We start from the raw sequence: 22,113 nt of genomic DNA on the forward strand, positions 1-22,113 counted from the left end.
TTGCCCCAATGCTGGTTGATTTTTTTATAGATTTGATAATTACAAATTAATTATGCACTCCTCAATGCCACAATTGGGTCAAGTTGAGCCGCACGACGCGCAGGAACTACGCCAAAAAACAAACCAATTCCACCGGAAATACCCACAGCCATTGTAATAGAAGCAATCGAAATACTGGCTTCTAAAGGACTGATAGCTGCGATTAAAAGTATGCCACCAACACCAACAGTAGTTCCTACTACACCACCAATTACAGAAACAATTACTGCTTCAATAATGAACTGAATTAAGATGTCTTGTTGGGTAGCACCAATGGCTTTTCTTAAGCCAATTTCTTGGGTACGTTCAGTAACAGAAACGAGCATAATATTCATAATACCAATACCGCCAACAAATAAGGAAATTCCAGCGATCGCAGTTAGCATAATTGTCAAAGCACCGGAAATTTGACCTACTGTTTGTAAAGCATCTTTTTGGGTGCGAATAGTAAAGTCATTTTCACCAACTAATTTATGTCTTTGTCTGAGTAAATTGGTAATTTGAAATTTTGCTGCATCCACACTATCAGTATCTTTTGCAGAAGTAACAATATAGCTTAGTTCTAATCCGTATGGAGAAGTTCTTCCTACCAAACGATTTGCTGATGTGAGAATGGGAACTAATGCTGATTCGTCATAATCTACACCCAAACTTGAACCTTTCTCTGTTAGTACGCCAATTACTTGAAAACTGGCATTTTTGATTCTGATTTGTTGACTGACGGGATTTGTATTCCCAAAAAGCTTTTCTTTCAATTTTGCCCCTAGCACCACAACTTGGTTGCGACGCTTCATATCTATGTCAGTGAAAAATCTGCCTGTTGCTACTTCAAAATCTCGCACTATCAAAAATTTGGGAGTTGTGCCAATAATATTAACATCGGTATTTCTGTTTTTATAAGTAACCACCTGTCTACTATTTAATTCTGCCGTAGTTGCTGCTATTGTAGGTACTTGAGTGGCAATCGCATAAGCATCTTCTAAAACTAAAGTTCTGATAATATTTCGAGAAATTCGATCCATTTTTTCATTACCAGGAATCACCAATAAGATGTTTGTTCCTAATGAATTTAGTTGATTATCTACAAATTTTTGCCCCCCTTCTCCAATACCGATCATGGCAATTACTGAACTGTTACCAATAATAATACCTAACATTGTTAGGGCGCTACGTAATTTGTTAGCAAGTAAGGTTTTACCTGCCATTTGCACGCTTTCTAGAAAATTCATTATTTTTTCTCTTCTTTGGCTTTTTTAATTTTGTATTCTTTGGGTGGGTTCACAAATATCAAATCACCCTTGTTTACTCCCTCTAAAACCTGAGTTTCATTTTTGATTTGTGTGCCAATTGTAATTTCTCGAAACTGGGGTTGATTATTGTCATCTGCTATCAATACGCCAGTTTTGCCATTTTCGGTGAGAATGGCCACTGTTGGTAAAGTTAACGCACCATTAATGCGATCGCCCAAAAACGTTAAATCCACATTTAAACCAGAACGCAGTTTATCAGCACCACTATCAATCACCACCCGCACTTGAAACGATGTCACACCTTGCTCTATCACGGCTTCAGGTGCAATCAGACGGACACGGCCTTTAAATACTTGGTCTGGATAAGCATCAGCAACAATTTCTACCTGTTGTCCCTGTTTAATTCTACCAATATCAGCTTCAGGAACTTGAGCTAAAATTTCCAAACCCGTTGCTAAAGCTACAATTGAACTAGACGTTGCTGATGTACTTGTAGAAGCTGAGGTTGTTGGTGTCACAAAAGCTCCTATGTTCGCATATTTTTGAGTCACAATCCCTGCAAAAGGAGCGCGAATAATGGTATCTTCTAACTGAACTTGTTGCTGTTTTAACTGAGCATTTGCCGCCGCTACAACTGCTTTAAATCGAGCAATTTCTTGGGGACGGTTGCCATTTTCTAGCTTTCTCAGTGCTTCCCGTTCTTGGGTAACTACTGCTTCTTGTTTTTTGATATCTTCGTTGCGGTTGCCAACTTTTTGCAGTGATAATCGGCGTTGAGCTTCTTGTAAACTAGCCTTTGCTCTCTTATCTTCACTAATATACTGGTCTAAAGAATCTTGGGAAATCGCCCCTTCTTTTGCTAATCCCTGATAACGTCTGACCCTGGCTTGGGTTAGTTCTACTTGGGCTTTAGCTGAATCTACAGCCGCCCTAGCTTGATCAATTTCCTGAGAACGATTCCCCGCCCGAATGATAGCTAACTGGGCTACAGCTTGGGCTACACGCGCTTTTCCTTGGGCTATTTCTTCAGGACGACTCCCCGCTTGACTCTCTGCTAATTGCGCTTTTGCTTGCTCTAAGTTGGCTTGAAATTGGAGAATTCGCATTTTAATTTCCGAGTTATCCATACGCGCAATAATTTGCCCTTTTTGGACTTTTTCCCCCTGTTCAATCTCCAATTCGGTGATAATTCCCGGATTTTTGGGACTAATATTGACGCTTTGCACCGGTTGGACTTTTCCACTCGCTGTAATCCTCACTGTGACACTTCTTGCTTGAACTGGAATAGTGAGTTTAGTAATGTCTTGTTTGCGGTTTTCTGGATTTGCTATTTTTAAGGCTGTGGTTGTCCCAACTATGAAAATACCAGATACCATTAACCCCATGAACCAGCGAAATGGATATTTAATTTTTTTGCCAATCAGCGGCAGTTCTATGTGAGTAGTCATATTATTTTGCACTATTTACTAAGATGGAAAGTTGTTAAATTTTTGAACTCAATAATCAAGAATGCTGTTTATAGAAGTCATCAATAGAATCAATACATTGTTGATGATTAGTTTTACTTTTATACTAGCAATTAAATATAAGATCATCCATTACCTGATTGGATAAATTTTGCTAGTTTTTGAGGATGGATAGAAAAAAGATATAATTACTAATCAACAAGTGACAAAAATAAAATGTAAGTAATCACTTATTAATTTCCCAAAAAAATGTTTTAGTGAAGTTGTTGTGCAATTAATCTGCAATCGGTGCAATTCCTTGCCAAACAATATCCACAAGATTCTGGACAAATATGGCTTCTTCTTTTTTGATAACTTCTGCGGGGTGCATCTGTTCTAAGAAAACATAGTTCATGAGTGATCCTAGCAATATCATAGCAAGAGTATGGGGATCGCAAGAACGCAACCGTCCTTGTTCTATTTCTTGGGCTAGGAAGTTAGTGAATACTTTAACCTCGCGGATAGGTTTCGATTTAATCATACTTGCCGTTTCTGGAAGCAGATTACCACACGCTTTCAACATCATCAATCGTGGCATCACTTGACGATGGAATTCTAAAGTTTGCAGACACAAATGAATCAGGTTTTGTTTGAGATTTCCTTTCCCAGATAAAGAATCAAGTTCTTGCACCCAAGGAGGTCTTTCAGGAATTCCCATTGACGCAAAAAATAGTTTTTCTTTGGTTGAGAAGCGCTTGAAAATCGACGCTTCCGAAATCCCTGCTTTTTGGGCAATTTCTAAGGTTGAAGCCCCAAATCCTTGTTCGAGAAAGATTTCACGGGCCGCATCTAAAATTTGCTCATTAGTGATTTTTGGTGTGCGTGCCATAAATAAGTGTGTAGTCACTTATTAATTTAACCAATGTTGCTGTTGATGTCAATAGGGTTTTTCCGCTTACCACCTGTCTCCAGTTGTATTTACGTAACTAATCACACAAATTATTCAACAATTAGACTATCCTAAACTTAGATTATCTCCAGTAATTAATGCAGCAAGCAATAAATACTGTAAATTTTACCTGTTGTCTAGAGCGGAGATCGTCTAAGCTATCTGAAAGATTCTTTGATTTGTGGCTAAGAGGCGTTAGTGTGCCAAAACACCTTCATTTGATTTCTCTTCTAGTTGCCTGTGGTTTGTGGAATATGCCCTCATCTGTTCACGCCCAGGCACTCATACCTCATACAGTACAGATTGATACAGATAAATTGGAGAAGCAAGGGTTGAGTTTAGCCCAAGAGGCTGCTCAATTAGCGCAGTTTCAGCAAATTGATTTGGCTTTGCCAAGAGCGAAACTGGCGACTCAACTGGCTCCTAAAAATGATAAAGTGTGGCTGCTGTTAGGTGGATTGTATTTGCAAACTAAAGACTTTGATCCAGCGATCGCAGCCTTAACAAAGGCGCAAACTCTCAATCCCAAAAATCCTGACATTTTGTTTGCTTTGGGTTCAGCTAATTTCCAGCGGGAAAATTATCAAGCTTCAGCAGCCCATTACCAAGCTGGTTTGAAGTTAAAACCCAATGACCCTGAAGGGTTGTTTGATTTAGGAAATGCTTATTATATGCTAGGTCGTTTACCAGATGCGATCGCTCAATTTAATCAAGCAGTTGATCGAGATCAAAAATTCTGGCCAGCAATTAACAACATTGGCTTAATCAAATATGAGCAAGGTGATGTTCAAGGAGCAATTAAGCAATGGCAGGAGGCCGTTGCCATTGACAAGCAGGCAGCAGAACCTTTATTGGCATTAGCGGTAGCAATATATAACAGTGGTGACAACCAACAAGGTTTAGCTATGGGCGAAGCAGCAATTCGTATAGATCAACGCTATGCTGATTTAGATTTTCTCAAACAAAACCTCTGGGGTAAACGTCTGCTGCTAGATACTAAAAAGTTCTTAGAATTACCTCGGATGCAATCAGCCTTAGATGCGCCGGAAGGAGTAATCATCCCCGACCCACAACCTTTACAGTAAAGAGGTTTCAGCGGCTTCTATCTACTATTGGTAATTGGGATCAAGATTCTCCGATCTAAGATTAAGAGGATTGATTTGAGGATGATGAAAATTCAGCCTCTATCTCTGACGGTAAGTAGGTTGGCGTTGAAAATTGTCGTTATGACAAGGGAACAGGGAACAGGGAACAGGGAACAGACAAGAGGTTTTGGGCAACTTTACTTTTTGTTACATACTTCGGTTTTTCTCTGTCCACCTACTTAATGTTAGCCATTCATGCTTTCATGCTGATTGGTAATGGGTAATTAATTTTACCATTACCAATTCCCCATTCATACTTGCCTAATCTTACCCATCTATAGTACATATATTCTCAATAGGCAGAGAAATAGCCCTAAAAGTTCAAAATAATTTATGGGTGAATGTTGCTAACATCACTTAGCAGTTCTCAAGACTCATTTTTGAGTAGAAGCGCGATGATCTGATCAACAAATAGTTGGTGGTCAACAACTGGTTTTGAGATGTAGCCATCAGCACCGCTTTGTTTGAGAAAGTTCTCGCGATCGCCTTCCATAGCGTGTGCAGTCACTAAAATTACAGGTAACTTTGCTGTTTGCGGGTCAGATTTTAACATTTGTGTAATTTTGATACCATCAACAGATTTACCTTGATAAATACTACGTGAGAGAGAAACATCCATTAAAATCAAATCAGCTTCTCCTGCTTGGGCAATTTTCATTACCTCTTCCACATCTTCAGTGTGTTTTACCCCCAAGCCACCCCGCTTGGTTAAAATCTTGGAAAAAACACGAGCATTAATTAAATCATCTTCGACAATTAAAACAGTTTTCATGAGAATTTGAATTAGTGTGGGTAAGGGAGGATAGCAACCCCAGATTGGATTTGGGATTTGGGATTTGGGATTGAGAACTATTGATATTTAGAGTGTTTCATCAATTTTAAACAGTAGAATATCTCCCGATTTGGTATAGATTACGTTATGCAGCAAATAATATCTGCCACCTTTTGAATAATCAATGTGTATCCCCAACATCAAGGATAATATTACTGTTTTTTATGCTCTGAGGATCAAGATTGTATGAGGAATCCTATTTTATTCGTGATGCTGTGGTTGATACAGTGGTAAGTTTCAGAGAATTTTGTATAGTTAGAATTCAGGGAAAAAACTCATGGCACAACAGTTAAACCTTCTCAGCACGGGACAGGTGATCCCAACAGCCCTGCACACCGAGATGCAACGGTCTTACTTAGAATATGCCATGAGTGTGATAGTCGGGCGGGCGTTACCGGACGTGCGTGATGGCTTAAAGCCCGTACATCGGCGGATTTTGTATGCCATGCACGAACTCGGTTTAACGCCAGATAGACCTTATCGAAAATGCGCTCGTGTAGTTGGTGATGTATTAGGTAAGTATCATCCTCACGGAGATCAATCTGTATACGATGCTTTGGTGAGGTTAGTACAGGAATTTTCCAGCCGTTACCCCTTACTAGCAGGACATGGTAACTTTGGCAGCGTCGATAATGACCCACCAGCAGCGATGCGTTACACAGAGACACGCCTGGCATCAGTGAGTCACGAGGGAATGCTGGCAGAAATTGGCGATGAAACCGTGGAATTTATCGGTAACTTCGATAATTCCCAGCAAGAACCAACCGTATTACCTGCTCAGTTACCATTTCTCTTACTTAATGGTTGTGCGGGTATTGCGGTGGGAATGGCTACAAATATTCCACCCCATAACTTAGGGGAAGTAGTCGATGGCTTAATCGCTTTAATTGACAACCCGGATTTGACAGATGAAAAGTTATTTGCGCTCATCCCCGGACCTGACTTTCCCACAGGTGGAGAAATTGTTGGTAATTCAGGGATTAGGGAAGCATACACCAGCGGTAAAGGTGGGATTGTGCTGCGGGGTGTAGCCAGCCTAGAAGAGATTCCAGCAACTAGGGGCAGTAAGCGACGCACAGCAATTATCATTACAGAGTTGCCTTATCAAGTGAATAAGGCAGGTTGGATTGAAAAAGTCGCGGATTTGGTCAATCAAGGCCGTTTACACGGTATTTCTGATTTGCGGGATGAGAGCGATCGGGAAGGAATGCGAGTAGTCATTGAACTCAAACGCGATACCAACCCCCAGGATGTTCTCCAGCACTTGTATCATCAAACAGCCCTGCAAAGTACCTTTGGGGCGATTCTTTTGGCCTTGGTGGATGGACAACCCCGCCAGTTAAGCCTACGGCAAATATTGCTGGAATTTCTCAATTTCCGAGAACATACTCTCAACCGTCGCTACAGTTACGAATTAGGTAAAGCTGAAAACCGAGTCAATCTTGTTTCTGGTTTATTAAAGGCTTTATCTCAATTGGATGAAGTCATTGCCATTTTACGCCAAGCTCCCGATGGTAGTACAGCCAAAATAACCCTTTGTAGCCAACTAGATTTGAGTGAGGTGCAAGCAGATGCAATTTTGGCGATGCCATTACGTCGTCTCACCAGTTTAGAGCAGCAGAATTTGCAGCAAGAATTTGACAACCTCAATGAGCAAATTACCTCATTGCGGAGATTACTGGAAGATAGACGGGAATTACTGAAGTCGTTAAAAAAAGACTTACGAACTCTCAAACGTAAATATAGTGATTCTCGACGTACCAAAATTTCCGCTATCAGCGAAACTCTCATTCAGCCAGAAAAGGGAAAAACACCAACAGAAGAAAATCCAAAATCCAAAATCCAAAATCTCCAATCTGAACAGCCTCCAGAAGAAGCTATTTTAGAATTTACTCAGCGCGGTTATGTGCGTCGTCTTTCAACCACAGGGAAGAAGCCGAAAACAGAAAATGGTTTACACGAGAACGATTTTATTCTGCAAACTGAGTTAACTAATACGGAGCAGGATTTATTGATCCTTAACACGGGGGGCAAAGTTTACCCTGTGAAAGTGGGTGAAATTCCGGCGACAACTGGACGTTCTCCACGGGGAACACCATTAATTACTATGCTCACCAGTACGGCTCAAGCCAACGTGGAAGGTATTGTGAGCCGATTTGTGCTGCCAGCATCTCCTGAAACTACTCAAATGGTGCTTCTTACCAAACAAGGACGCATTAAGCGTATAGCGATGGAGGAATTTGCTAACCTCAGTCGGCGCGGGATCACGATTTTAAAACTTAAAGATGATGATGAGTTGTCTTTTACTGAGTTTACTACCAGCGGTCAGCATTTGATTTTAGCTAGTTCAGGTGGTCGCTTGTTACGATTTGCAGTGAATGAGGAACAACTGCCTCTTATGGGTCGGGCAGCAATGGGTTTACAAGCATTCCGCCTTGTTAAAAATCAGCAAATGGTTGGCTGTGTCACTGTTAGTAAAGATGATCAATTACTGCTGGTTACTCAGGAAGGATACGCCAAGCAAATACCTGCAAGTAATTTAAGAGCAGCTAATCGTGGTGATTTAGGCATACAACTGCTGAAATTCCATAATAAAACTGATTATCTAGCGGGAATGGTAAGGGTAAACCCAGGAAGGGAAGTGGCGCTAGTTACTAATAAGGATCGAGTAATCAAAATACCCGTAGATACAGTTCCGATTTTAGATAGAGATGCTAAAGGTGACAATATTTTACAGGTCAACCGTGATGAGAAAATTATCACCGTTGTTGAGGTGAAAGTGTAGAGCATAAACCAAGAGTGATTACAATCTTCCCTTTGGTTGATTTTTGAGATTTGTGAAAATATTTTATTTTCACAAATCGCTACAAAAACATTAATCAATGTTGCGTTATTGAAAATATTTGTTATATTAATTTACATAAGGCAACAAAACTTAGTAAAATCAGCTTGGAGTGCGAACCATGACTAACGCAACAAAAACTATTACTTCTCTACCTGAAGACCTCAACGGTTGGCGTTGGGGATTCACCCCCCAAGCAGAAATTTGGAATGGTCGCTTGGCAATGATTGGCTTTTTATCAGCTGCCTTAATTGAATTATTTTCAGGTCAAGGTTTCTTGCACTTCTGGGGTATTCTCTAAATTTTGAGATGCCAAATTAATTATCTGTAAATTAAAAAACCTGGTGGTTTTGATTAACTACCAGGTTTTTCTAGCTATTTGTTTTGATCACAATTGACCACGAATTAACTACCGAATATACTCCTTGAGGACACTGTTACGATTGGGGTGACGTAATTTACGGAGTGCTTTGGCCTCAATTTGGCGAATTCGTTCGCGGGTAACGTTGAAAATCTGACCGATTTCTTCAAGGGTTTTCATCCGTCCGTCATCTAAACCGTAGCGTAGTCTCAAAACATCTCTTTCGCGGGGGCTAAGACTGTCGAGAACTTTTTCTAGATCCTCTCGGAGTAGATTTTTGGAAACTTGGTCTTCTGGTGTTTCTCCATCAGATTCAATAAAGTCGCCTAAACGGGAATCTTCTTCTTTACCAATGGGTGTTTCTAAAGAAATTGGCAACTGGGCAGATTTAGCGATAAACCGCAGTTTCTCGATAGTCATTTCCATGCGAGTCGCAATTTCTTCTTCGGTGGGTTTGCGACCCATTTCTTGAGATAATAGCTTGGTAGTTTTCTTAATCCGTGATATGGTTTCGTAGAGGTGAACCGGTAGACGGATAGTACGAGATTGATCAGCGATCGCTCTTGTAATTGCTTGACGAATCCACCATGTAGCGTAGGTAGAAAATTTATAACCTTTTTCGTGGTCGAATTTTTCAGCTGCGCGAATCAAACCGAGACTACCTTCTTGAATCAGGTCTTGAAAGGACAAGCCACGATTCATGTATTTTTTGGCAATAGAAACCACAAGACGTAGGTTCGATTGCACCATCTTATCTTTCGCCCTACGACCGACGTGGAGGCGATAACGGAAGGTTGGTAATGGCAATTGTACCGCTTCTGCCCATTCCTTAAATTGGGGTTCGCGTTCTAACTGCTCGTACAGATGATCTCTTACTCTTTCTAATTCCAGTAAATCAGCAATTTTCCGCGCCAGTTCAATTTCTTCATCTGCACGCAACAAACGGATACGACCGATCTCTTGCAGGTAAAGCCGAATCGAATCTTCGGTATAGTGCTTTTTCTTGCTTTGTGTCCGACGACGCGATTTAGCGGCTTTTCCAGACTTTGCGTCGTCCTCATCAGTCTGAGGCTCTAAAAAATCATCAATTTCGCCGTCATCTGCAATTAGTAAGTCCTCTTCGTCCTCGATTAATAAGAGTTCTTCTTCGATCTCAGGCGGATTTATCATTTCTAGGTCAGGCCGATAAATATTATCGAGTACGTTGTTAGCCTGGTTCATGCCGCGTTCCTCATGCTCCTTGCAGAATCAATTACTCAAGATGTGGTTACTGCTCTTTTGATCGAGCTTAATTTTTACCGAAAATAGGCTTTTGGGTGGCCTATGAGCTTTCCGGTATGATTGCCTCCAAATGGAGGTGGGTTTTTTACTTTAGTGGCAATGATCACTTTTATGTGACTTGCTTTAACAAAGTAAAATTCACTACTGTTGCCGTTGTACACAACTTCTGATTAACTGGCTTAAAACCAGATGCACCTTAATCAAGAAATTAACCACGTCAGACATAATGGATATGACTGCTGGCAGATTTACCTGTCAAGACTGTTCTGATTGTAGCCTGTTTCACAGAAATTGCACTCTTTTTGTGTGTTAATCACGAACTCGTTAAACAAGATGCAGCCACTTTTATCAAAAAGACATTAAAAACGGTAGTCGCACCATTAAATTTTGTCGAAAACTTTTTGGTTTGGCAGTGGCATTCTCATTAAATTAAAAGGTAGGCACACTTGCTCCCGGTAGGTTCTAGACTTTAAGTACAACAATAGTTTTCTGGCAACAGCACATTGGCTGTTCATTAAAGTTAGCAGTATTGATGTACCCATGTTTACCATTCCTTCATAAATTACTTATTTGGGAGAGTAAAACTGGGCTAACCGCTTTCTTAGATAGGGTAATAGTGCAACCTTGGTGGTGCTTGTTTCCAGGCACAGAGCCTTGTATATGCTATGCCCATTACCTGAACTAAGGAGTTAAGGTTGTGGCAGAATGAGCCGATTAACGGAATGATTTTAGATTTCCTTCCTTTCGTCCCTATTAACACATTAGCGCACTGTGGAGATTTCAACCCTATGCAACTTGACAAACTGTTCCTATTGTATACAAGGATATTTTAATCAGTCGAGAAATAATTTGTCATTGGATATGCTAAACAATTTACTTAGTTATGAAAAAATTACATCGGATATACACTAAAAATCAATTCAATATTTTTTTACCATAGCGGTATATGACGATATTGGCAAATATTTGGGTAGTAGTTGTCTGTTTATCAGAGGAATAAATTGGTATTTAGATAATTTGTGGCTTTGCAGCCCTGTTCAGAATTAAGTATTTTTACGTCTTTACTAATAAAATACTACATTTGTTACCTCTCCAAACCTCTCCCCGTCGACGAGGAGAGGCTGAGAACCTAGTTTTTTCATCAAGAAAAAGTAAAGTTCCTCACCGTTTTCAGATAACGGGAGTCCTCTAGCGATATTTTTCAGATAGCAGGTTAGATATCTAGATCGGTGAGGTTAAGTTTAGAACCATAGGTTTCAATGAATTCTCGTCTGGGTGCGACGCGATCGCCCATTAAAATGGTAAATATCCGATCAGCTTCTGCTGCGTCTTCAATTTCTACTTGTTTGAGGGTACGGGTTTGGGGGTTCATTGTCGTTGTCCAGAGTTGTTCTGGCATCATTTCTCCCAAACCTTTGAAACGTTGGATGGTATAGTTAGCGTTGCTGGGAAGAGTACCTAGATGCTGTTGTAATTCCCGATCGCTATAACAATACTGGTAATTTTTTCCCCGTTCTACTTTGTAAAGTGGAGGACAAGCAATATAGATGAAACCTTGTTCAATCAGCGCCCGTTGATAGCGATAGAAAAAAGTTAACAATAGAGTGCGGATGTGTGCGCCATCTACGTCAGCATCAGTCATTAAGACTACATGATGATATCGTAATTGTGAGGGGTTAAATTCTTCACCTTTTACGCCTAAACCCAGTGCAGTGATTAATGATTGAATTTCGTTATTCTTGTAGATTTTAGCATCGTCGGTTTTTTCAATGTTGAGAATTTTACCACGAAGAGGGAGAATTGCTTGGGTACGGCGATCGCGTCCTTGTTTGGCACTTCCACCCGCTGAATCGCCTTCCACGATGTATATTTCAGATTCAGCCGGGTCACGAGAACTGCAATCTGCTAATTTACCGGGTAAAGGAGAGGATTCAAGGACTGATTTGCGTCTGACTAACTCCCGCGCATGACGAGCAGCTTCAGCAGCTTTAAAGGCTTGAATAGCTTTATCTAAAATCGAATCAGCGATAGCTGGGTGAAATTCTAGATACTCGGTGAGAACTTCCCCGACAAAAGAATCAACAATACCGCGAACTTCAGTATTACCAAGTTTAGTTTTGGTTTGTCCTTCAAATTCAGGATCGGGAACTTTAACGGAAATTACAGCGGTTAAACCTTCTCGGACGTGTTCACCACTGAGGTTAGATTCACCTTCTTTAATTTTATTCCGTTTGCGAGCGATCGCATTTAATGTTCTGGTTAAAACTGCCTTTAACCCTTCTAAGTGAGTACCACCATCAATAGTCCGAATATTATTAGCAAAGCCCAGGACATTATCTGTGTAAGCATCAGTACACCACTGCAAGGAAACTTCTACCTGGACGTTGTTACGTTCCCCCTGGACATAGATAATTTCTTCATGAAGAGGCTGCTTTTCACGATTCATGTAGGCGATATACTCTTTAATACCACCCTTGTATTCGTAAGTTTCTATCTTAGGTTCATCACTTTTGAGGATTTCTAAACGATGATCCGTAAAAATAATTCTGACACCTGCATTCAGATACGCTAACTCGCGCAAACGACCTGATAAAGTAATGTAATCGAATTCTATGCTGGTGGTAAAAATTTGTGTATCTGGCTTAAAGGTAATAGATGTACCAGTTCTATCTTCTTCGGAAGGTGTTGCTACCAATTCTGTAACGGGGAAACTCCGTTCATATCTCTGCTTATGTACCTTTTTATCTCGCCAAACCGTAACTTCTACAAACTCAGACAGGGCGTTAACAACCGAAATCCCCACCCCGTGTAAACCCCCAGAAACTTTGTAGCCACCACCACCAAACTTACCACCAGCGTGGAGAACAGTTAACACAGTCTCTAAAGCTGATTTACCAGTTTTGGGGTGAATGTCTACGGGAATACCCCGACCATCATCTGTGACTGTGACAGAACCATCAGCATTGATATCTACTTCAACATGGGTACAATGACCTGCTAAAGCTTCATCAACAGAGTTGTCCACTACCTCGTAAACTAAATGATGGAGTCCTCGCGGACCTGTAGTACCGATGTACATCCCTGGTCGTTTGCGGACGGCTTCCAGACCTTCCAGAACTTGAATCTGATCGGCACTGTAACTGCTCGTCATGAAAATTCTCCTGATGCTTGGGGTTGAACTTGGCCTTTAGGCCAAAAAAGTAAAATCACCCCAAAATTATAACACAAAAGCCTTGTTGCCGTCTGTAGCGTGATTTTATGGGAAGTTTATACAGGGGATGGAATGTACTGGGGATTGGGGATTGGGGACTGGGAAGAGTGTTTATGCTGACTAATGACTAATGACTAAATTAATTGTAATTTGTGGGGCTACAGCAACAGGAAAGTCTGGTTTGGCTTTGAGTTTAGCTAGACGGTTGGATGCGGTAATTTTGAGTGCCGATTCTCGTCAAGTATACCGTGAGTTTGACATTGGCACGGCTAAACCGACTTTGGCAGAACAAAAATTAGTACCACATTATTTAATTAATATTTGTGATCCAACTAAAATAATGACATTAGCAGATTATCAGGAACAAGCACAAGCTTTAATTGCTAGTCTTGGTGTTTCTCCACTGTTGTTAGTTGGTGGTACTGGTTTGTATATTCGTTCAATTGTTCAAGGTATGAAGATTCCGAGAGTATCACCACAACCACAATTGCGATCGCAATTAGAATCTTTAGGTCAACATCAACTTTACCCGATGTTGCAACAAGTTGATCCCATTGCTGCCCAAAAAATCCACGCTCATGATTTAGTGCGGACTTTAAGAGCATTAGAAGTATATTATGTCACTGGATTGCCAATTTCTGAACAGCAAGGAGAAAACCCTCCGAATTATCCGATTTTGCAAATTTGCTTAGATTCTGAACCGGAACATTTAGATATGAGAATTCGGAGAAGAACTGAACAAATGATTGCAGATGGTTTAGTTGCTGAAGTTGAATATTTATCTCAAAAATATGGTGCTGAGTTACCTTTATTAAATACTTTGGGATATCAAGAAATTAAGCAATATTTAGCTGGTGAAATTTCTTTAGATGAAGCTACAGAATTAATTGCTTTGCATACAAGACAATTTGCCAAACGTCAACGCACTTGGTTTAGACAATCTCGTAATATGGAATATTTTGATATGAATAATCCTGATTTGTTAGAAAAAGTTTGGACAAGAATTAATCAATTTATCTGAATCAGAATTTACAGGATGTTCATTTTCAATAATGAATATCTTTTGTACATATCCCCGACTTCACTAGATCAATTTATCATTTATGAAAACCATAAACAAAAGAAGTCGAGGATATTATCCTCTCACCTGAATTCTTACGTTTTCAAACATCCTGTAAAATCATCAATTTCCTCCCCAGCCCGTGTTTGGTAAAGAATCAGGTTGAGGTTTTTTAATGTTGTTTATTGTTGCAGGTGCAGCGCGAGAATTAGCAACTTGACAACAATTAATCACAGGATAATTAGCCAAGCTTTGTAATTTCACTGATGATAAAAGTTCATTCCACTCTGCCTTAAATTGAGAATTTTTCCGCAACAAATCAAGAATTTCTAAAGTTTCATGCCAAACGCCATATTCTGCATACAATTTAGCTTGTTCTATGGGGTTTTCTTTGATTTGCTCTATTTTATCGAGTTGTTCAAAAGTCAAAGATTTACGCTCAAGCAAACCTTTTACTAATTTATCGTCCGATGAATCTTCAGGATCACATATTACTAAAAACTCCCAATTATAGATTTTATTTGCTTGTAACTTTACTGTTTCTGGAAGTTTGACTTTTACTATACCCGCAGTATGAGGTAATTGAAAATTGGTGTTATAAACCTCTATTTTTGTGCCTTTTTCTAATACACGAAAATTAACTTGCTGATCGATGATAGTAGCAATATGCACATAAACTGCCGGGTTAGGTACTACGGTTGTAATAATGTTATTGATTGGTGCTATGGCGGTTAGCTCTATCCTGGAATTGATATGTGATGGTGTTGCTTCTTTTAAATCACAACCCCCTCTTCTCCCTCCTGGTGAAGTTCGTTCTGGCGCTCCCCGGTCGGCTACTGGTGGAAATTTAATGCTAACTTGGTATCCTGGGGTTAATTGCGCTCCACTCTGCGTTGGTACGCTGGCAATAATGAAAATAGCAGTTAATACTCTAACAACTGGATTTTTGAAGAAAATGCAAGTGTTTTTTGTCATCATAAGTATTTTAAAAAGCAAAAGTCTGTTAATTAATATGTACTGGTTTTGACTTAGCTTGCTTTATTCAGTAATCATACTGCTTTTTGGCGGTATTATATAGATAACTCCAGAAATTATCGTTAACATTACGGAAATCCAAAAGGAAATTAAAGCCGGAAGTTGCCAAGCTGGTGGTAAAGGTGCTATGAGTAGAGCGATCGCAATTATTTGACTAACTGTTTTTAGTTTTCCCCAAATATTCGCACCAGTGATAGTGGTTTGATTGACACGCCAACCTGCGATCGCTAATTCTCGTGCTAAAATTACAAATACTCCCCATGCTGGTATTTTACCTAATTCAACTAACACTAATAACGGTGCAAGTACCAATAATTTATCTACTAATGGATCAAGAAATTTCCCTAAATCAGTAATTTGATTCAGTTTCCTCGCTAAATAACCATCTAACCAATCAGTTAACGCTGCAATTAAAAATATAGTTAAACATATCCATTGTGCTTGGGGTGTGGGAATATATAAACCATAAAGTAAAAATGGTATTCCTAATAATCGAGAAAAGGTTATTGTATTTGGTAAGTTCATAATTTTTAAGTTTGCTTTTTTTAAACGAACCGCAGAGACGCAGAGGACGCAGAGAATTTTTAGATACCCGAATTCTATGATTAATTTATCATTTTTTTATCAGGATAAAACAGAAATCGTGGATCTTTTATTTTATATCTAGTTTAATTTTAAGCATTTGAATAATTGTCCTAATGTTAAATGTAATTCTTTCACTATTTCGTGAACTGGTAATATATCTGTTTCATTTTCTAAATAAATTGGTTGTTGATTTTGGGGATAAACTATAATATTACATTCTTCAGGATCAATTAACCAACCTAAGCTAGTACCATGATTTAAACAATGTAAAATATTTTTTATAGGTTTAGTTGCACTTTGTTCAGGAGAAAGGATTTCAATTGTCCAATCTGGATAGGTATTAAAAACATTAGCAATATTACCTTTTTCATCTACGGGAATTCTATTCCACGCAAATACAGCCACATCTGGAACTATAGAACGTCCACCAAAAGTACAGCGTAATTCTGGAAAAGCTAAAGCAATTTTTGCATCTTCCACTAGATTATTGATCGCGTTAACTGATTTAGCTTGTAATCTGCTATGTTTACCTTGTGGCATGGGTTTTTGAATTATTTCTCCGTTGCTATATTCACTTGCGGGTTTAGTTTCTGGTAGTTGTAAAAATTCTTCTAAACTTAATTGACGGGTTGGTGTTGCTACCATAATATTTTTACCTCCTTTGTATTTAGCCTCAAGTTTATCCTAAAAAAGATTGCTAAATTAGGCTTTTGGTGTACTTGCATGGGATGATCTGTATTTTGAGATTATCCACACAGACGATGACTAACAATACAGATTTTCGCATTGAACGGGACTCGATGGGCGATCGCCAAATTGCTAGTAATGTTTATTACGGCATTCAAACCCAACGCGCTATCGAAAACTTCCCTATTAGCGGTTTAAAGCCTTTATCCACTTACGTAGATGCTGGTTTGTATATTAAAAAAGCTACTGCAATTGTCAACGGAGAATTAGATTGTATTCCCGCAGATATCAGCAAAGCCATCATCCAAGCTACTGATGAAATTTTAGCCGGTAAACTCCGTGATCAATTCGTTGTTGATGTTTACCAAGCAGGTGCGGGAACTTCCCACCACATGAATATTAACGAAGTTCTCGCTAACCGTGCTTTGGAAATTCTGGGAGACGAAAAAGGCAATTACAAGCGGGTTAGTCCTAACGATCATGTAAACTACGGACAGTCTACCAACGATGTCATCCCTACCGCTATCCGCATCGGTGGTTTATTAGCACTTTCCCAAACCTTACACCCAGCTTTAGAAGCTGCAATTTCCACACTGGAAGCTAAAGCGGTAGAATTTCAAGACATCGTCAAATCGGGAAGAACTCACTTACAGGATGCTGTACCTGTGCGTTTAGGTGAAAATTTTCGGGCTTGGGCGCAAATTCTCACAGAACATCAAAACCGATTATACATTGCTTCCGGTGATTTGATGGTACTTGGTTTAGGTGGAAGTGCAGCCGGTACGGGAATGAATACCCATCCCCAATATCGTCAACGAGTAGTAGAAGTGCTTTCCCAGTTGTTAGAAATGCCTTTAGAACCAGCACCCCATTTAATGGCCGCGATGCAAAGTATGGGTGCATTTGTGAATGTTTCCGGGTGCGTGCGAAATTTAGCCCAAGACCTAGTTAAAATCTCCCATGACCTGCGGTTAATGGACTCAGGACCCAAAACCGGGTTTAAGGAAATTCAACTCCCTCCAGTGCAACCAGGGTCTTCAATTATGCCAGGGAAATATAACCCGGTAATGGCAGAGATGACATCAATGGTATGTTTTCAGGTGATGGGTTATGATAATGCGATCGCACTAGCAGCACAAGCAGGACAATTAGAATTAAATGTAATGATGCCTTTAATTGCCTACAATTTAATTCACAGCATCGAAATTTTAGGGAATACAATTTCTGCATTAACTAACAATTGTATTCAAGGAATTACCGCCAACAAAGAAAGATGTGTAACTTATGCTGAAGGTAGTTTAGCATTAGTGACTGCCTTAAATCCCCACATTGGTTATCTTAACGCTGCGGCTGTGGCTAAAGAATCTTTAGAAACAGGAAAATCTCTGCGTCAGATAGTTCTTGAAAAAGGTTTAATGACAGAAGCAGAATTAGCTAATGTTTTAGATTTGGAACAAATGAGCGCAATTGTTCCTCTATAAAGTTGTAGGGGTTTAGCATTGCTAAACCCTGAAACTAAACATCCTTTACATCCTTAAATCCTGTAAATCCTGATTCTGACAATACCATCATTCTCTAAAAATCGTTTATATTGTGAGATAATAACGCAATTATTAATTATGCAGACACTAAAACCATCCGTTAGTTTAATTCGGGCTAAATCCTACGAACAAGAGGCTTTAAGAGAATCCTTGACAACGCTGTTAGAACCTTTAGGGGGAATAGCCGCTTTTGTGAAACCAGGAAACCGCGTTTTACTCAAACCTAATTTACTCACAGGTTCTCGTCCTACAAAAGAATGTACCACACGCCCAGAATTAGTCCGCGCTGTTGCCCAAATGGTGATGGAAGTTGGTGGTAAACCATTTTTAGGAGATAGTCCCGCTTTTGGTAGTGCTAAAGGTGTAGCGGAAGCAAATGGGTTATTACCAATTTTAGAAGAGTTGAATATTCCTATTGTGGAATTTCACGGTAAACGTTACCAAACCGTGAACGATAATTTTAATCATTTGCTTTTATCAAAAGAAGCAATGGAAGCAGATGTAATTATTAACTTGCCCAAAGTTAAATCTCATATGCAATTAACTGTAACTTTGGGTGTGAAAAATCTCTTTGGTTGCGTTCCTGGAAAAATGAAAGCTTGGTGGCATCTAGAAGCGGGAAAAGATGCTAACCGCTTTGGGGAAATGTTAGTAGAAACCGCCAGGGCAATTAATCCAACTTTAACCATTTTAGATGGTATTATTGGTCATGAAGGTAATGGACCTAGTAATGGTGAACCTCGTGATTTGGGAGTTTTAGCAGCATCAAGTAATGTGTTTGCTTTAGATCGGGCAGTTTTGGAAATTCTCAAAATTGATCCTTTACAAGTTCCCACTATTGCTGCTTCTCAAAGATTGGGTATTTGTCCTGAACTGAGTGAAATTGAGTTTCCTAATTTATCTCCTGATTTGTTACAAATAGAAGATTGGCGTTTACCTGATCAGTTAATGCCCATTGATTTTGCTATGCCACGTGTGATTAAGTCTACTTTTAGGCATCTCTATATCCGCTTTATCAAAGAACCCATGAGTGCTTATAGCAGGTAATTCATTAGACATCTGCTGGTAATTAAATGTGCGTGGTTTAAAAACCTTGTAGAGACTTTCTATAGAACGTCTCTACATTCACTGTTGACTGTTCACTGACTCCTGACTCTAATTTTCTGGAATGTCTCTAATTGGAACTGTATTTAAGTTTTATATAAATTTCAATAAATCCAAAATCCCAAATTGCTGTAAATGCACAAATTAATTAATTATTATGTGACGATGATCACAAAATCACATGACTATGTTTCTTTTGAAACAGGATAAGATTCGTGAAAGCTACAGGCTTTATCTGAGAAAAATAGCTAAAATAGAAATGAAGCTCTCAACGAGAGTTTGAACTACAAGTGATAGGAACAACCAGAATTTTTTATGAATTCAAATAGCCAGTCTGCCAACCCTCCCGACACATATTCCCAACGTTTGGCAGACATTGTGGGAACGGCGATCGCACTCGTGACCCTGATCCTACCAGTATTTATCATCTCCCACTATTCTTCACCTGATGTTCAAAATAATCAGCCAACCCTAACTTACCACTTAACCAGAAGCCAGAAGTAACTGTTGCTGGCTTCAGTTTAATTGTGCTACAGCTATTATCAATCAACTATGAATAACAAGATCCCCGATTTCTCCAAGAAGTCGGGGATCTGCGTTTTCTGCACAAAGACTTTGGGAACAGAGGCAAAATTGTCCTAAAATCTTACACGGGGAGCCAAACTGCGTGCTACCTAGAATAACTGTTAGCGAAGGAGTGTTGTTGTGGATTTATCTCTTATTCCTGCCCAACCTAAACCGGGTGTGATTAACGTTTTGATTGAAATTCCAGGCGGGAGTAAAAATAAATATGAGTTCGATAAGGAATTGAACGCTTTTGCTCTAGACCGGGTACTTTATTCTTCGGTAAAATACCCTTATGACTATGGCTTTATACCCAACACCTTAGCTGATGATGGAGATCCCCTGGATGGTATGGTTATGATGGATGAACCAACCTTTCCCGGTTGCGTCATTCCTGCCAGACCGATTGGTTATTTGGAAATGATTGATGGTGGCGATCGCGATGAAAAAATTCTTTGTGTTCCTGACAAAGATCCCCGCTATGCCCATGTAAAATCATTGAAAGATATACCTAACCACCGTTTGGATGAAATTGCTGAATTTTTCCGTTCTTATAAAAATTTGGAAAAAAAGGTGACAGAAATTCTCGGTTGGCAGGATGTAGAGATGGTTCAACCCTTAGTAGAGAAATTCATCAAAGCTGCTAAAAATTAATAGATAGATGGGTACTTGGGACTTGGGACTTGGGACTTGGGACTTGGAAAAAGTAACTCACATCTTGCCTCTTGTCCTTTTCCCAATTACCAGTTACAGATGTTACCATTTTCATAAATACCCATCAACTAAACAGACTCACACTACTCCCGGTTGTTGCGGAACAACCTAAAACGAAATGCAGCGGACTCTCCTTTTAGCTAAAATTCATAACTGTACCCTCACAGGGGCAAATATTAACTATGTGGGTAGTATTAGTATCGATCAAGTCCTTTTAGATAAAGCTGGTATTTTACCTTATGAGCAAGTACAAGTAGTGAATAGTGCTAATGGTCAGCGTTTTATTACTTATGCAATTCCGGCTCCAGCTAACTCAGGAATCATTGAATTAAATGGAGCGGCCGCACGGCTAGGCATTATAGGCGATCGCTTGATTATAATGACTTACGGGCAGTTTACACTAGAAGAGTTAAAACATTACTCTCCTACGGTTGTCATTGTGGACGAAAAAAACCGGATGTTGGAAGTAAGAAACTACGATGATCTGCTCAGTAAGCTCTAATCTCAAGGAATATGTCAAATATTGAGCGTTCTGATTCCCAAAGCTACGTCAATGATGAATTAACTCCTCCGCTCAATCACCTTGCTGGGGAGTTTTGGATTAAATTTTGGGGTGTCCGTGGTTTGATACCCACCCCCAATAGTCATACCTGTCGGTATGGTAGTAATACTGCTTGTGTAGAAATATATGTAGCAGGGCAACGCTTGATTTTTGATGGAGGTACTGGCTTACGTGTCTTGGGTAAATCTTGGCAACAACAACAAAACCCCCTAGAAGCCCATTTATTTTTTACCAACTGTCAATCCAATCGTATCCAAGGATTTCCCTTTTTTGCTCCAGCATTTGTTACCGATAATTGCTTTCATATTTACGGTACAGCGGCCTCAAATGGTGCATCAATCAAACAATGCTTGTGCGACCAGATGCTCCAACCTCACTTCCCTTACCCTTTACAGGTGATGCAGTCAGAGTTGCTGTTTTATAACTTGACTCCTGCTAATGCAGTAGAGTTAGGTGATGTCAAAATTACAACGGCGTTAATTAATAAAACTCAGAGATCAGTTGGCTACAAGGTAAGTTGGGGAGACTATAGCATTGCCTACGTGACAGATTTACACAAGAGTCTTGATTTAGAAGAGCAGAACCAAATTTTACCAATTATTCAGGATGTTGATTTATTGGTTACTAATGCTACCTATACTCCACCAACTGATAAAAATCATGAATATGCGGAATTACTCTGGAAAACTCCAGTAGATTTAGCTCAATTTGCTAATGTCAAAAAACTGGTGATATCTCACCATCACCCAGACGATGATGATGATTTTCTGGACACAATTCAAGACGAAATTAAGTCTGCTCTTCCCAATGTGCTACTAGCTTATGAAGGTATGGTGTTAGCTGTAGGGAACAGGGAACAGGGAACAGGTGACAGGTGACAGGTGACAGGAGTCAGGAGTCAGGAGT

The 22,113-nt window shown here is 39.6% G+C and carries 19 protein-coding genes; 10 read left to right on the forward strand and 9 right to left on the reverse strand.

The features are described 5' to 3' along the window. Positions 1-50: 50 nt before the first annotated feature. The 3 genes from VB694_RS11365 to VB694_RS11375 form a co-directional block, all read right to left on the reverse strand. The gene (locus VB694_RS11365) at positions 51-1,268 is read right to left on the reverse strand and encodes an ABC transporter permease (RefSeq protein WP_323360425.1); all 1,218 of its coding nucleotides are present in this window, start codon (positions 1,266-1,268) and stop codon (positions 51-53) included. Then, a complete protein-coding gene (locus VB694_RS11370) occupies positions 1,268-2,737 on the reverse strand; it encodes an efflux RND transporter periplasmic adaptor subunit (protein WP_323360426.1) in 1,470 nt (489 codons plus the stop codon). The genes VB694_RS11365 and VB694_RS11370 overlap by 1 nt, the downstream gene beginning before the upstream one ends. Positions 2,738-3,029: 292 nt before the next feature. Beyond that, entirely contained in the window at positions 3,030-3,623 is a 594-nt protein-coding gene (locus tag VB694_RS11375; RefSeq protein WP_323360543.1) for a TetR/AcrR family transcriptional regulator, read from the reverse strand. A gap of 260 nt (positions 3,624-3,883) precedes the next feature. On the opposite strand from VB694_RS11375, the gene VB694_RS11380 reads away from it, so the two are divergent. Next, the gene (locus VB694_RS11380; RefSeq protein WP_323360427.1) at positions 3,884-4,768 is read left to right on the forward strand and encodes a tetratricopeptide repeat protein; all 885 of its coding nucleotides are present in this window, start codon (positions 3,884-3,886) and stop codon (positions 4,766-4,768) included. A gap of 427 nt (positions 4,769-5,195) precedes the next feature. Here VB694_RS11380 and VB694_RS11385 read toward each other — a convergent pair whose 3' ends face one another. Further along, the gene (locus VB694_RS11385; protein ID WP_323360428.1) at positions 5,196-5,600 is read right to left on the reverse strand and encodes a response regulator; all 405 of its coding nucleotides are present in this window, start codon (positions 5,598-5,600) and stop codon (positions 5,196-5,198) included. Between the two features lie 337 nt (positions 5,601-5,937). Between VB694_RS11385 and gyrA the strand changes: the two genes are divergently transcribed. Both gyrA and VB694_RS11395 read left to right on the forward strand, forming a co-directional pair. Then, complete coding sequence (gene gyrA, locus VB694_RS11390) at positions 5,938-8,445, forward strand: DNA gyrase subunit A (protein WP_323360429.1); 2,508 nt, start codon at positions 5,938-5,940, stop codon at positions 8,443-8,445. Between the two features lie 178 nt (positions 8,446-8,623). Then, positions 8,624-8,803 (forward strand): chlorophyll a/b-binding protein, encoded by a 180-nt coding sequence (locus tag VB694_RS11395; protein ID WP_323360430.1) that lies wholly within the window; start codon positions 8,624-8,626, stop codon positions 8,801-8,803. Positions 8,804-8,911: 108 nt separating this feature from the next. Here VB694_RS11395 and rpoD read toward each other — a convergent pair whose 3' ends face one another. Beyond that, positions 8,912-10,084, reverse strand: coding sequence for an RNA polymerase sigma factor RpoD (gene rpoD, locus VB694_RS11400; protein WP_323360431.1), 1,173 nt, complete (start codon positions 10,082-10,084; stop codon positions 8,912-8,914). A gap of 1,273 nt (positions 10,085-11,357) precedes the next feature. Continuing rightward, positions 11,358-13,295, reverse strand: coding sequence for a DNA topoisomerase (ATP-hydrolyzing) subunit B (gyrB, locus tag VB694_RS11405; RefSeq protein ID WP_323360432.1), 1,938 nt, complete (start codon positions 13,293-13,295; stop codon positions 11,358-11,360). A 190-nt stretch (positions 13,296-13,485) separates the two neighbouring features. Here gyrB and miaA point away from each other — a divergent pair, with 190 nt between their 5' ends. Beyond that, on the forward strand, positions 13,486-14,376 hold the full coding sequence (gene miaA / locus VB694_RS11410) for a tRNA (adenosine(37)-N6)-dimethylallyltransferase MiaA (protein ID WP_323360433.1): 891 nt from the start codon (positions 13,486-13,488) through the stop codon (positions 14,374-14,376). Between the two features lie 162 nt (positions 14,377-14,538). On the opposite strand, the gene VB694_RS11415 is transcribed toward miaA, so the two are convergent. The 3 genes from VB694_RS11415 to VB694_RS11425 all read right to left on the reverse strand — a co-directional run bounded on the left by VB694_RS11415 (position 14,539) and on the right by VB694_RS11425 (position 16,680). Beyond that, positions 14,539-15,393, reverse strand: a complete 855-nt coding sequence (locus tag VB694_RS11415) for a DUF928 domain-containing protein (protein ID WP_323360434.1) — start codon at positions 15,391-15,393, stop codon at positions 14,539-14,541. A gap of 60 nt (positions 15,394-15,453) precedes the next feature. After that, positions 15,454-15,975: a CDP-diacylglycerol--glycerol-3-phosphate 3-phosphatidyltransferase gene (pgsA, locus tag VB694_RS11420; RefSeq protein ID WP_323360435.1), complete on the reverse strand. Its 522-nt coding sequence runs from the start codon at positions 15,973-15,975 to the stop codon at positions 15,454-15,456. 138 nt (positions 15,976-16,113) lie between these two features. Then, the gene (locus VB694_RS11425; RefSeq protein WP_323360436.1) at positions 16,114-16,680 is read right to left on the reverse strand and encodes a Uma2 family endonuclease; all 567 of its coding nucleotides are present in this window, start codon (positions 16,678-16,680) and stop codon (positions 16,114-16,116) included. Between the two features lie 116 nt (positions 16,681-16,796). Here VB694_RS11425 and VB694_RS11430 point away from each other — a divergent pair, with 116 nt between their 5' ends. The 6 genes from VB694_RS11430 to VB694_RS11455 all read left to right on the forward strand — a co-directional run bounded on the left by VB694_RS11430 (position 16,797) and on the right by VB694_RS11455 (position 22,085). Beyond that, a complete protein-coding gene (locus VB694_RS11430) occupies positions 16,797-18,203 on the forward strand; it encodes an aspartate ammonia-lyase (protein WP_323360437.1) in 1,407 nt (468 codons plus the stop codon). Positions 18,204-18,341: 138 nt separating this feature from the next. Then, complete coding sequence (locus VB694_RS11435) at positions 18,342-19,310, forward strand: DUF362 domain-containing protein (RefSeq protein WP_323360438.1); 969 nt, start codon at positions 18,342-18,344, stop codon at positions 19,308-19,310. Between the two features lie 372 nt (positions 19,311-19,682). Further along, positions 19,683-19,871 carry a hypothetical protein gene (locus VB694_RS11440; RefSeq protein ID WP_323360439.1) on the forward strand — a complete coding sequence of 63 codons (189 nt, stop codon included), beginning with the start codon at positions 19,683-19,685 and terminating at the stop codon, positions 19,869-19,871. 201 nt (positions 19,872-20,072) lie between these two features. Beyond that, on the forward strand, positions 20,073-20,585 hold the full coding sequence (locus tag VB694_RS11445; protein ID WP_323360440.1) for an inorganic diphosphatase: 513 nt from the start codon (positions 20,073-20,075) through the stop codon (positions 20,583-20,585). A 178-nt stretch (positions 20,586-20,763) separates the two neighbouring features. Then, the gene (gene panD / locus VB694_RS11450; RefSeq protein WP_323360441.1) at positions 20,764-21,147 is read left to right on the forward strand and encodes an aspartate 1-decarboxylase; all 384 of its coding nucleotides are present in this window, start codon (positions 20,764-20,766) and stop codon (positions 21,145-21,147) included. 11 nt (positions 21,148-21,158) lie between these two features. Beyond that, on the forward strand, positions 21,159-22,085 hold the full coding sequence (locus VB694_RS11455) for an MBL fold metallo-hydrolase (protein ID WP_323360442.1): 927 nt from the start codon (positions 21,159-21,161) through the stop codon (positions 22,083-22,085). The last annotated feature ends 28 nt before the right edge of the window (positions 22,086-22,113 follow it).

The organism is Anabaena sp. UHCC 0451, assembly GCF_034931405.1.
Lineage (GTDB): Bacteria > Cyanobacteriota > Cyanobacteriia > Cyanobacteriales > Nostocaceae > RDYJ01.